Origin of the sequence: Nonomuraea monospora (genome assembly GCF_039531895.1) — a bacterium.
In the GTDB taxonomy this organism is placed as follows: Bacteria; Actinomycetota; Actinomycetes; order Streptosporangiales; family Streptosporangiaceae; genus Nonomuraea; species Nonomuraea monospora.
Genome location: NZ_BAAAQX010000012.1, coordinates 147,452 through 159,928, shown reverse-complemented (window position 1 = coordinate 159,928; position 12,477 = coordinate 147,452). Strand labels below are relative to the sequence as shown.

The following is a 12,477-nucleotide window of genomic DNA, read 5'->3' as shown; positions in this document are numbered from 1 at the left end:
GGAAGCGCGTCTCGGCGTCCGGCTCGTCGCTCAGGTGCCGCAGACCGCGCGGGCCGGCCCCCAACCCCTGCCTGGCCCGAGTCGCTGCCCGGCCTGGGCCGGTGGCATGTCCGGGCGAGCGTCCGCCTGGGCTGATGCCTTGCCTGAGCCCAGGGGCTGCGCTGAGGGGCTGCGCTGAGGGGCTGCGCTGAGGGCCTGCGCCGAGGGCCTGCGCGCCGGGATCGTGAGTCGGCGCCCCGTCGCGGCGGCTCAGACGAGGCCGCGGCGGCTGGCCTGGGCGCCCGCCTGGAAGCGCGTCTCGGCGTTCAGCTCGTCGAGCAGGTGCCGCAGCCGCCGCCGCAAACTGCGCGGGCTGGTCCCGAGCTGCCGGGCGATGGCATCGTCCTTGAGCCCGGCGGCCAGCAACGCCAGCAGCCGCCGATCATCCAAGCTCAGCCCGGCGCCGGGATCGCTGTCCGGGGCCAGCTCAGGCGACCCCTGCGACCACAATTCGGGCCGCACCGGCAGCGCCTCCCGCCACAGCCGCTCGAACAGCTCCACCAGCGCCACGACCATGGTGGACCCCCTGATCAGCACCCCGCGCGTCAGCGGCGGCTCCATGTGCAGCGGCATGACGGCCCGCGACCGATCGACGAGCGCCATCTTGAACGGCAGCCACGGCAGGATCCGAGCCTCCTCACCGGCCCTGATGAGGCTGCCGACCTCGTCGAGCGCCCCGGCGTGGTCGAACGCCTCCGGCACGTAGATGGTGCGGTAGCGCACGCCGTTGCGCAGCAGGTCGGTCTGCAGCGGGTTGTGGTAGTCCAGCACGTACGGCGGCCGGTCGAAGGTGAGCACCTCCTCCTTGGCCTCCTGCTGCAGCCTGACGTACCAGCGGGCCTGCTCCTCGGGCCCGGCGAGCACCTCCAACTGGTCGCCGCCGGCGGGGTCGGTGCCGACGTCGCGGAAGGCGGCTTCGAGCTCGTCGGCCGTGTCGGTGAGCAGGTCCAGCTCGCTCTGCATGTCGCGGACGAGCGAGCGGATGGCGGTGCCCGGGTTGGTCGCGGTCCAGCGGGGCGCACGCCCCCACAGGCGGCTGACCAAGCCCTTGGCGCGCAGCCTGCTCAGTGACGACTGGACGCGCCCGGCGCTCTCGCCGGTGCGCATGACCAGCTCCTGGACGGTGATGCCAGGGCAGGCCAGCACGCCGCGGTAGATCCGTTCGTCGAACGCGCTGACACCGACGATCTCCAGCGCGCGGCCGTCTTCCTGCACGGGATCGATCTTGGCCGTTTCCGGCAGTTGCCGCAATAGGCCACAGACACCACCTTGTCACCAAATTTCACTGACAAATAGAAAACGGGATGTGCAACAGAGAACGGCCCTCCTGGGCGTCGTGTTACTGGCCGCCACGGCGATCGCCGTACCGGCCCAGGCGGCGCCCGCCCAGCCCTCCACCACGTTCCAACCGGCGAAGACGATCACGCTCATCACCGGCGACAAGGTCACCCTCCGCGAGCTCCCCGACAAGCAGACGCAGCTCGACGTCGCCGCCGGCCCCGGCCGGGAGAAGATCGACTTCGTCCGACGCAGGTCCGCCGACGGGCTCAGCATCGTGCCCGTGGACGCGATGCCGCTGCTGGCCGCGGGCACGCTCGACCCCCGCCTCTTCGACGTCACCCGGCTCGCCGCGCTCGGCTACGACGACGCCGCCAGCCCGCGCCTGCCGCTCATCCTGACCTACCCGGACGGGGCCGACGCGGCCACGTTGCGCGCGGCGGGCGGGCGTCCGCTGCCCGCCGTCAACGGCGTCGCCAGGCAGGAGCCCCGCGACGGCGCCCTCTGGCAGTCGCTGACCGGCCAGGCGCGCACCGCCGCCGCCCCCGCCAAGATCTGGCTCGACGGCAAGGCCAAGGTCTCCCTCGACGTCAGCGTGCCGCACATCGGCGCCCCCACCGCCTGGGCGGCCGGTCACACCGGCCAGGACGTCCCCGTCGCCGTGCTCGACACCGGCTACGACCCCGCCCACCCTGACCTGAAGGGCCAGGTCGTCAAGACCGGGAACTTCACCGCCGAGCCCGACACGCGCGACCTGAACGGCCACGGCACCCACGTCGCGTCCACGATCGCCGGCACCGGCGCCGCCTCGGGCGGCACGCGCAAGGGCGTCGCCCCCGGCGCCAAGCTGATGATCGGCAAGGTCTGCGGCCAGGACGGCTACTGCGCCGACTCGGCCATCGTCGAGGGCATGACCTGGGCGGCCCAGAACGGCGCCCGCGTCGCCAACCTCAGCCTCGGCGGCCCCGACGCCCCCGGCGTCGACCCGCTGGAGCAGGCCGTCAACAGCCTCACGGCCGAGTACGGCACGCTGTTCGTGATCGCCTCGGGCAACGACGGGCCCCAGCAGCTCGGCTCCCCGAGCAGCGCCGACGCCGCGCTGTCCGTCGGCGCCTCCTACCGCGACGCCGACACCGTCGCCCAGTTCAGCAGCACGGGCCCGCGCCCCGGCGACGCCGCCGTCAAGCCCGACCTGATCGCCCCCGGCGTCGGCATCGTCGCCGCCAGGGCGAACGCCCCCGAGGGCGGCGACCAGTACACGGAGATGAGCGGCACGTCCATGGCCACCCCGCACGTGGCGGGCGCGGCGGCCATCGTGGCCGGCCTGCACCCCGACTGGAAGGCCGGCCGCGTCAAAGCGGCCCTGATGGCCTCCACGGCCCCCGGCGAGGAGCTGGGCGCCTACGTGCAGGGCTCAGGCCGGGTGGACGTGGCCCGCGCCGTCGGCCAGCGGATCACGACCGAGCCCGCCTCCCTCGGCATGGGCGACGTCGAGCTGCCCGACACCGCGCCCAAGCAGCGCACGCTCACCTACCGCAACGACGGTGACGCCGCCGTCCGGCTGGAGCTGAGCGTGGTCGCCAAGGACGGGCACGGCCAGAGCGCCACGCCGTTCACCCTCGGCGCCGACGCACTGGAGGTGCCCGCGCACGGCGCCGCCGAGGTCGAGGTCACGGCCAAGCCGGACGCGATCGGCCTGTTCAGCGGCACGGTCATCGCCAGGAGCGGCGACGTCACCGTGCGCACCGGGATCGGCCTGCGCGTCGAGCCGGAGAAGAGGGGCCTCGGCCTGCGCTTCACCGGCAGCGACGGCAAGCCCGCCCAGCTCGCCTTCGCCGGCGTCATCGACGTCGAGTCGGGCGAGCAGACCAACTACGACATCGCGAGCGGCAGCCTGGACCTGCGGCTGCTGAAGGGCCGCCGCTACACGGTCGTCCTCCTGATGTCCGACCACGACGGCACCCTGGTGATGGCGGCCGAGCCGGAGTTCACGCTCGACGGCGACCGCACCGTCACCGCCGACGCCCGCCGCGCCAAGCCGGTGGACGTGCGCACGGAGGAGCCGACGGCGCGGCTGGCCATCGGCATGCTGGGCATGCTGCAGCTCGTCGAGGGCAAGCAGCCCCTCGGCGTGGACGTGGACCTGGCCGGCCAGTGGGGCGCCGATCGCGTCGAAGGCGTCAAGGCGATCCCGACGACCCGCACGGCCAGCAAGAAGTTCGCCTACTACCGGTGGACGCAGTGGGCCAAGCCGAAGGGCGACGGCACCTACGACGACAGCCCGTACTTCTACCACCTGATGAAGGCGGAGCCGCGCATCCCCGCCGACCCCGGCTACCGGCCGCGCCGCCGTGACCTCGCCCAGGTCGACTCCACCTACGCCGCCCAGCGGGACGGCAAGACCGGCGAGCACATGGCGCTGCCCGTGCTCTACGGGACGGAGCTGGCCTGGATGCCGTACGTGCACGTCGCCCACGTGCCGCTGCCGTTCCGCAGGACCGAGTACTACACGCCGGGCGACACCGGCTGGTACCCGTCGTTCGCCCAGTACAAGCTCCCGCCGGAGGGCCTCGACGACCTCGACCAGTTCTTCTTCGGCCGGACCACCGTCTACCGGGCGGGCCAGAAGAGCACCGAGCGCTGGAACGGCGCCGTCCTCGGGGCCGCGCTCAACCCGGACGGCGACTACAACTGGCGCGAGGAGAACCTGATGCAGTTCAGCACCTCGCTGTTCGACGACGGCAGGCTGGACCGCCACTCCTTCACCTCGTACACGGCCCCGCGGGCCAGGCTCTACCGCGACGGCAAGGAGATCTTCAGCACCGCCGACTACCTGCCCGGCTGGATCGACGTGCCCGCCGAGCGGAAGGAGAGCGAATACCGGCTGACCATGACCGCGGACCGCGACCCGGCCATGACCGCGCTGTCCACCCGGGTCAGCGCCGAGTGGCGGTTCAGGTCGAAGACCCCGGCGGCGGGCGAGCGGCAACTGCTGCCGCTGCTGGCCGTCAAGGCAGAACCCGGGCTGGACGAGAACAACCAGGCCGCCGCGGGCCCCATCAGCATCCCGCTGCGCGTCCAGCGCCAGGTCGGCTCGCCCGACCTGAAGCTGCGTACGCTGACGGCCGAGATCTCCTACGACGACGGCCGCACCTGGCTGCCCACGCTGGTGCACCCGTCGGGCAAGGGCGAGTGGTCCGCCGGGACCTGGCACCCGGCGCAGGCGCGCGGCAAGTTCGCCTCGCTGCGCGTCAAGGCCGCCGACAGCGGCGGCAACGCCTTCACCGAGACCGTCATCCGGGCGTACCGGATCAAGTAGGACAGGGAGGCCCCGCCGAGGCGGGGCCTTCCGTCAGGTCAGGTGGTGCGTTCGAGCACGACGACCGGGATCTCCCGGTCGGTCTTCTTCTGGTACTCGTCGTAGTCCGGCCACGTCCGCGCCATGGCCCGCCACATCTCGGGCTTCTCCTCGGGTGTGGCGGTGCGCGCCCTGGCCTTGAACTTGTCCCCCTTCACCTGCACCTCGACCTCGGGATCTGCCGTCAGGTTCTTGAACCATCCCGGATGGTCGGGGTCGCCGCCCTTGGACGCGACCACCAGGTAGTCGTCGCCGAACGGCTGGTAGATGAGGGGAGTCGTGAACGGGCGGCCGGTCCTGCGCCCCTTGGTGGTCAGCAGGAGCACGACAGTGTTGTTCCAGTCGTGGCCCTCCTCGCCGTCGGTCTCCTGGTAACGCCGGACGTGTTCTTCTCCGTAGAGCATGCTGGCGACCTACCCACGCTCGTCGTGACCTCACCGTTACTCGACGCGGTCTGGACGAGAAGTTAACGTGGTTGGCACGTACATTTCTGTAAGCGCTTTCACTCACGAATTGCTGTAAGCGCTTACACGAAAGGAAGCCGCAGCTCCATGGACGTGACCATCTACGAAGTGGCCAGACGAGCGGGCGTGTCGATCGCCACCGTGTCCAGGGCCCTGCGCGGCACCGGCCCCGTCGCCGCCCGTACCCGGGAGAAGGTGCTCAAGGCCGTCGAGGAGCTCAACTTCACGCCCAGCCGCCTGGGCGTCAGCCTCGCCGAGGGCCGCCACGCCGCCAACGGCGTCGTCTTCCCCGACCTGGCCGGCCCGTACTACGCCGAGGTCCTGCTCGGCTACGAGGAGGTCGCCTCCGAGCTGGGCCGCTCGGTGGTCATCCTGTCCACCAAGGGCCGCACCAGGGTCGGCGACCTGATCAAGGACCTGGCGGGCCGCGTGGACGGCATGCTCATCTTCGGCCACACCGTGCCCGAGCCGCTGGTCGCCGAGCTGGTACGGCTCGGCGTGCGCCTGGTGTTCGTCTCCCGCGACCCGCTGCCCGGCGCCGACACCCTGCGCAGTGAGAACACCGATTCGGCCCGGGCGCTCGCCGCGCACCTGCGCGAGCACGGCTACGAGCGTTACGCCTTCCTCGGCGCCCCGCTGACCAGCCGCGACGACGTGGACGAGCGCTGGCAGGGCGTCCGCGGCGTGCTCGGCGGCGCGATCGAGGCCGTCGGCACCGGCCAGTACACCGTGGAGTGCGGCCACGAGGCCGCCACCAAGCTGCTCAAGGGCGCGGGCCGGCCGCGCGCGATCATCTGCTCCGACGACGAGGTGGCGCTGGGGGCGCTGCTCGCCGCCGAGGAGCTCGGCCTGGACGTGCCCGGCGACGTGGCCGTGACCGGCTGGGACGACATCATGGCCGCCCGCCACGCCCGCCCGGCGCTGACCACCGTACGGCAGCCGATGCGCGAGCTGGGCGCCCGCGCCGCCCGCGCGCTCGACGAGTTGATCACGGGGGCCCGCGACACCCCGAGCCACATCGTCCTGACCACCGAGCTGGTCGTCCGCTCAAGCTGCGGTCAGCACCCCCAGGAGGTATCGGCATGAACACCACCACCCGGCGCGCCGCGGGCGTGCTGGCGCTCACGATCGTGGCCGCGGGCTGCGGACGCGGCACGGACTCCGCTCCCGAGCAGGCGCGGGACGTCACGACCGGCAAGGCCGCGGGGGAGGTCACGGTCTGGGCGATGGGCGAGGAGGGCAAGGCGCTCGGCGCGTTCGTCAAGGACTTCGAGACCGCCAACCCCGGCGTCAAGATCAACGTGACGGCCATCGGCTGGGACCTGGCCCACGACAAGATCACCTCGGCCATCGCGGGCGGCGCCACCCCCGACGTGAGCATGATCGGCTCCACCTGGTCCGGCGAGCTGGCCAAGACGGGCGCGCTGGAGCCCACCCCCGGCAACCTGGTCGACAAGTCGGCGTTCTTCCCCGGCGCCTGGCAGACCGTGGACATCAACGGCACCGCGTACGGCGTGCCCTGGTACGTCGAGACCCGCGTCCTGTACTACCGCACCGACCAGGCCGAGAAGGCCAAGGTAGGGCCGCCCGCGACGTGGCAGGAGTTCACCGCGTTCGTCAGGGCGCTCAAGGAAGACGGCGGCGCCAGCCGCGGCTTCAACCAGAGCTACCAGCTCGGCGCCTCCTGGCAGGAGGTGCTGCCGCTGATCTGGCAGGCCGGCGGCGAGATCGTCAAGGACGGCGAGTACACCTTCGACACCCCCGAGGCGGTCACCGCGCTCAAGCAGTACGCCTCGCTGTTCGAGCAGAAGCTGGCCCCCACCGACACCCCCGCGAACGCCTTCCCGCAGACCTTCATCAAGGGCGAGGTCGGCGCCTTCTACTCGGGCCCGTGGATGATCGGCGTGCTGAACGACGACGGCGGGCCGGGCTTCGCCGGCAAGTTCGACGTCGCCCCCTACCCCAGGGGCCCCGTCTCGGCGACGAGCTTCGTCGGCGGCGCGGACATGGCGGTGTTCAAGAAGGCGAAGAACCGCGACGCCGCCTGGACGTTCATCCGGTGGCTGAGCGAGCCGAAGGTGCAGGCCAAGTGGTACACCACGGTCAAGGCGCTGCCGGCCGTCCAGGCGGCCTGGCAGGAGCCCGAGCTGAAGGCCGACGAGCAGCTCGCGGTCTTCGGCGAGCAGCTCAAGGACGCCAGGACCCCGCCGCCGTTCCCCACCTGGGAGCAGGTGGCCAGGGTGCTGGAGGCCGAGCTGGAGAAGCTGGCCCGCGGCAGGTCCACGCCCGAGCAGACGGCCAAGGCGATCCAGTCGCAGGCCGACACGATCGGCACCGGTCTCTAGCGCGCCATGGCCGTGCTCACGAGACAGGCGCCGCCCGCCCCCGCACCGGTCAAGGTCAGGGGCGCCCTACGCCGGTCGGGCGTCGGCTGGGTCTTCATCCTGCCGTTCGTGGTGCTGTTCGCGGTGTTCTACCTGGGGCCGCTGCTCGTCGGCATCGGGATGAGCTTCACCGACCTCCGCAGCACCGACGTGGCCGACCCGCTCGGCGTCAACCTGGTCGGCGTCGACAACTACCTGCGGCTGATGAACGACGGCGCCATGCGCAGGGCCGCGCTCAACACCGTGATCTTCGTGGTCACGGCGCTGCCGCTGACCATCGGGCTCGGCCTGGCCGCCGCCGTGCTGCTCAACACGGGCATCGCCCGCCTGCCGGCCGCGTTCTTCCGGCTCGGCTACTACCTGCCCAACATCACCAGCATCATCGGCATCGCCGTCGCCTGGAAGTTCCTGCTGGAGCCCGAGGCCGGGCTGGTCAACCGGCTGCTCGGGCTGGCCGGCGCGCAGGGCCCCAACTGGCTGGAGAACGAGGCCACCGCGCTGCCCTCGATCATCGTGATGACGGCCTGGCGCAGCTTCGGCTTCAACATGGTCGTGCTGCTGGCCGCCCTGCAGACCATCCCGAGAGAGCTGTACGAGGCCGCGGCCGTGGACGGCGCCGGCCGCTGGGCCCGCTTCCACGCGGTGACCGTGCCGTCGCTGCGCCCCGTGCTGCTGTTCTGCACCGTTTACAGCTCCGTCGGCTTCATGCAGTTCCTGGAGGAGCCCCTCGTCATGACCAGGGGCGGGCCGCTGAACGCCACCCTGTCGGCCTCGCTGGCCATCTTCGGCCAGTTCGGCGTCGGCAACTACGGCTACGCGGGAGCCGCCTCGACCGTGCTGTTCACGGTGATCGTGGCGCTCGCCGTCCTGCAGCTCAGGCTGGGGAGGAACCGATGAACAGGACCACCAGGCGGCAGCGCGCGGTGATCTATCTCGGGCTGTCGGCCGGCCTGGCGCTGGTCGCCGGGCCGTTCCTGTGGACGGCGCTCAGCTCGTTCAAGCCCGAGAGCGAGATCAGGCGCGACCCGCCGACGTTCTGGCCGCACACGTGGACGCTCGACAACTTCGCCGAGCTGTTCGGGCGGGTGGACCTCGGCACCGCGTTCACCAACAGCATGCTGATCGCGCTCGTGCTGGTCGCCACGAACCTGCTGTTCTGCTCCATGGTCGGCTACGCCTTCGCCAAGCTCTCCTTCCGCGGCAAGAACCTCGCCTTCGGCCTGGTGCTCGTGCAGCTCGCCATCCCCGCGATCGTCGTGATGATGCCGCAGTTCGTGCTGATCGCCAGGTTCGGCCTGGTCAACACGTTCATCGGGATCATCCTGCCGACCATGGTGACGCCGCTGGGCGTGTTCATGATGCGGCAGTTCATCGCCGAGCTGCCCGACGAGCTGATCGACGCGGCCCGCGTGGACGGCGCCAGGGAGTTCCGCGTCTTCTTCACGATCATCCTGCCGCTGTGCGGGCCCGCCCTCGCCACCCTCGGGCTGATCACGTTCCTCGGCTCGTGGAACAACTTCCTCTGGCCGGCCGTGGTCGCCCAGAGCGAGGACCTGTACACCCTGCCCGTCGCGCTCAACATCCTCAACGGCAACGAGGGCACCCACTACAACCTGCTGGTCGCCGGGTCGGTCGTGGTCATCGCGCCGATCCTGTTCCTGTTCGTCTTCCTGCAGCGCTTCTTCATCCAGGGCATCGCCACCACCGGCCTCAAGTAGAGGAGCACCCCATGCGCAAGACGGTCCTGTCCTGCTTACTCGTGCTGTCCCTGGGCGTGACGGCCGCGCCCGCGCAGGCCGACAGCACCCTGCACCGCTACGCCAGGGACACCTGGCGGTCGATGGCCGCCATGGTCGAGCCCGCCACCGGCCTGCCCGCCGACAAGGTGACCGGCGACCTGAAGACCAGGGTCCGCATCACCTCGCCCACCAACATCGCCACGTACGTGTGGAGCACCCTCGTCGCCCGCGACCTGCGCCTGATCACCGCCCGCGACGCCGCCACCAGGATCGGCAGGGTGCTGGACGCGCTGGCCCGCCTGGAGCGCAACGCCCCCACCGGCCAGTTCTACAACTGGTACGACCCGGCCACCCTCCAGCTCGCCCGCAGCTTCCCCGACTCCGGCGACCCGATCCACCCGTTCGCCTCCAGCGTGGACAACGGCTGGCTGGCCGCCGCCCTGATGATGATCCGCAACGCCGTCCCCGCCCACGCCAAGACGGCGAACACCCTGGTCGACTCGATGGACTTCACCGCCTACTACGACCCGGCCGCCCGCCCCGACGCCGGCACCGGCCTGCTGCGCGGCGGCTTCTGGCCGGAACCGCCGCCCAGGGACTGCAACACCCCCACCGACTACGCCGGCACCGGCGTGACCGTCTACTCCACCTGCCACCACTACGGCGCCCCCGCCGAGACCCGCATCGGCCAGTACATCGGCATCGCGCTCGGCCAGCTCCCGGCCGAGAGCTACTTCGGCCCCTACCGCACCTTCCCCGACAACGCCTGCGACTACGGCTGGCAGGAGCAGAAGCCCGTCGGCGAGTGGAAGCAGTACAGGGGCGTCAACGTCTGGGAGGGCACCTACGAGTACCGCGGCATGCGGTACGTCCCCAACTGGGGCGGCTCCATGTTCGAGGCCCTGATGCCCGACCTGGTCGTCCCCGAGGCGAAGTGGGCGCCCAGGAGCTGGGGCCGCAACCACCCCGTGTTCGTGCGCGGCCAGATCGAGCACGGGCTGAACGAGGCCGAGTACGGCTACTGGGGCTTCTCGCCGTCCAACGACCCGCACGGCGGCTACAACGTCTACGGCGTGGACCAGCTCGGCATGGACGAGCCCGGCTACCCCTCCGACCGCGAGCGGACCAGCGTGGACCCCGGCTACGAGGGCTGCCGGCCCGCCCAGCCGCCGCCCGCCGCGTACGGGGACGGCGTCGTCACGCCGCACGCCAGCTTCCTGGCGCTGCCGTACGCCCAGCGCGCCGCCCTGGACAACCTGGCCAAGCTGCGCCGCGACTTCGACGCCTACGGGCCCGGCGGGTTCTACGACGCCATCGCCGTCCGCTCCGGCGTCGTGTCCAAGTGGTACCTGGCGCTCGACCAGGGCATGGCCATGGCGGCGCTGGGCAACGTGCTCACCGGCGGCGGCCTGCACCGCTACTTCGGCGGGTCGGGCGTGGAAGAGCGGCTCAGGCCGGTGATGGGGCTCGAGAACTGGGAGGTCGGATGACCGACGCACCTGGCGGTCTGACCGCGCTCCCAGGGGTCGGGCACGTCACACTCACCTGGGAGCCCGTGCCCGGCGCCATCGGCTACCTCGTGCACCGGGACGGCGCGCCCGCCGTCCCCGCCGAGGTGGACGTGCCCGCCGTGCCGTCCTGCCGGTTCGTCGACACCGGCCACGGGCCCGCCGCGTACACGGTGGCCGCCCTCACCCCCGCCCAGGGCCCCTTCTGCGCCCCGATCGAGGCCGCGCCGCTGCCCGCCGGGGACGGGGCCGAGGTCTCGGTACGGGTGGACGCCGGACGCGCGACCCGCGAGCTGCCCAGGCCGTGGGCGTACATGGTGGGCTCCGAGCACCTGTCCCACCTGCTCAGCACCGACGAGACCGGCGGCAGGCCGATCGGCGAGGAGCTGACGGCGGCGCTGCGCATCGTGCGCGAGCAGCTCGGCGTCGCCACCGTCCGCGCGCACGCCATCCTCGGCGACGACCTCGGCGTCTACCGGCACGGCGAGCCCTACGACTTCTCCCGCGTGGACGCCGTCTACGACCGGGTCGTCGCGCTGGGCCTGCGGCCGGTCGTCGAGCTCGGCTTCATGCCCCGCGACCTGGCCGCCGACCCGTCGAGGACCGTCTTCGACTACGCGGCCGTCATCTCGCCGCCCAAGGACTTCGAGGCGTGGGCCGACCTCGTCAGAGCCCTCGTCGAGCACCTGATCGGCCGCTACGGCCTGCGCGAGGTGGTCGATCACTGGCCCTTCGAGGTGTGGAACGAGCCCAACCTGGACGTCTTCTGGTCCGGCACCCGCGAGGAGTACTTCCTGCTCTACGACGTCACCGCCGCCGCCGTCCGCAACGTGCACCCGGACCTGCGGGTCGGCGGCCCCGCCTCGGCCGCGAACGGCTGGGTGGCGGAGCTGCTCGCGCACGTCGCCGAGTCGGGTGCGGCGCTCGACTTCGTCTCCACCCACACCTACGGCAACGCCCCGCTCGACTGGCGTCCCGTCCTGGCGGCGCACGGGCGGGACGTGCCGATCTGGTGGACCGAGTGGGGCCCCACGCCCACCCACTTCCACGGCATCGGGGACGGGCCGTTCGGGGCGGCGTTCGTGCTGCACGGCATGAAGTCCGCCGCCGGCCGGATCGCCGCGCTGTCGCACTGGGTGGCCTCCGACCACTTCGAGGAGGTGGGCAGGCCGCCCCGGCTCTTCCACGGCGGGTTCGGCCTGCTGACCGTCGGCAACCTGCGCAAGCCCCGCTTCCACGCCCTCGCGCTCGCCGAGCGGCTGGGCGACGCGGAGCTGGCCGCCGAGGTGGACGGCGACGTCGCGGGCGTCGAGGCGTGGGCCGCCAGGCACCCCGACGGCCGGGTCGGCGTGCTCGTCTGGAACGGCACGCTCAACAGCGCCCAGTCCACCGGCGCGCCCGAGCTGACCCGCGCCGTCACGCTGGCCGTCGAAGGGCTGGAGCGCCGCGCGTACACGCTCACCCACCACCGCATCGACGCCCACCACACCAACGTGGAGGCGGCCTGGGAGGCGATGGGCGGCGGCGACTGGCCGACCGGCGAGCAGTGGGAGGCGCTCGCGGAAGCCGACGGCCTCGACGCGCTCGCCCCGCCCGCCACCGTCACCGGACCGGCCGTCAGCCTGGCGTTCGACCTGCCCATGCCGGGTGTGTCGTTCGTGGAGCTGACACCCTGAGTGACGGTCCTGTACGCGAGCGCACGCCGGT

The 12,477-nt window shown here is 71.9% G+C and carries 9 protein-coding genes; 7 read left to right on the top strand and 2 right to left on the bottom strand.

Going from position 1 to position 12,477, the window contains the following annotated elements:
- Positions 1–249: 249 nt before the first annotated feature.
- On the bottom strand, positions 250–1,254 hold the full coding sequence (locus ABD331_RS24455) for a TrmB family transcriptional regulator (RefSeq protein ID WP_344478799.1): 1,005 nt from the start codon (positions 1,252–1,254) through the stop codon (positions 250–252).
- A 91-nt stretch (positions 1,255–1,345) separates the two neighbouring features.
- Between ABD331_RS24455 and ABD331_RS24450 the strand changes: the two genes are divergently transcribed.
- Positions 1,346–4,636, top strand: a complete 3,291-nt coding sequence (locus ABD331_RS24450; RefSeq protein ID WP_344478796.1) for a S8 family serine peptidase — start codon at positions 1,346–1,348, stop codon at positions 4,634–4,636.
- Between the two features lie 38 nt (positions 4,637–4,674).
- Here ABD331_RS24450 and ABD331_RS24445 read toward each other — a convergent pair whose 3' ends face one another.
- The gene (locus ABD331_RS24445) at positions 4,675–5,079 is read right to left on the bottom strand and encodes a nitroreductase family deazaflavin-dependent oxidoreductase (protein WP_344478794.1); all 405 of its coding nucleotides are present in this window, start codon (positions 5,077–5,079) and stop codon (positions 4,675–4,677) included.
- A 147-nt stretch (positions 5,080–5,226) separates the two neighbouring features.
- Between ABD331_RS24445 and ABD331_RS24440 the strand changes: the two genes are divergently transcribed.
- Genes ABD331_RS24440 through ABD331_RS24415 form a run of 6 tightly spaced genes read left to right on the top strand, consistent with a single transcriptional unit; the run spans position 5,227 to position 12,446 of the window.
- A complete protein-coding gene (locus ABD331_RS24440; protein ID WP_344478791.1) occupies positions 5,227–6,225 on the top strand; it encodes a LacI family DNA-binding transcriptional regulator in 999 nt (332 codons plus the stop codon).
- Positions 6,222–7,484 (top strand): sugar ABC transporter substrate-binding protein, encoded by a 1,263-nt coding sequence (locus tag ABD331_RS24435; protein ID WP_344478788.1) that lies wholly within the window; start codon positions 6,222–6,224, stop codon positions 7,482–7,484. Before ABD331_RS24440 ends, ABD331_RS24435 begins: the two co-directional genes overlap by 4 nt.
- A 6-nt stretch (positions 7,485–7,490) precedes the next feature.
- Positions 7,491–8,420 (top strand): carbohydrate ABC transporter permease, encoded by a 930-nt coding sequence (locus tag ABD331_RS24430; protein ID WP_344478786.1) that lies wholly within the window; start codon positions 7,491–7,493, stop codon positions 8,418–8,420.
- Positions 8,417–9,241, top strand: coding sequence for a carbohydrate ABC transporter permease (locus tag ABD331_RS24425; protein WP_344478783.1), 825 nt, complete (start codon positions 8,417–8,419; stop codon positions 9,239–9,241). The genes ABD331_RS24430 and ABD331_RS24425 overlap by 4 nt, the downstream gene beginning before the upstream one ends.
- A gap of 11 nt (positions 9,242–9,252) precedes the next feature.
- Positions 9,253–10,752 carry a glucoamylase family protein gene (locus ABD331_RS24420; RefSeq protein ID WP_344478780.1) on the top strand — a complete coding sequence of 500 codons (1,500 nt, stop codon included), beginning with the start codon at positions 9,253–9,255 and terminating at the stop codon, positions 10,750–10,752.
- A complete protein-coding gene (locus ABD331_RS24415; RefSeq protein ID WP_344478777.1) occupies positions 10,749–12,446 on the top strand; it encodes a GH39 family glycosyl hydrolase in 1,698 nt (565 codons plus the stop codon). Before ABD331_RS24420 ends, ABD331_RS24415 begins: the two co-directional genes overlap by 4 nt.
- Positions 12,447–12,477: the final 31 nt, after the last annotated feature.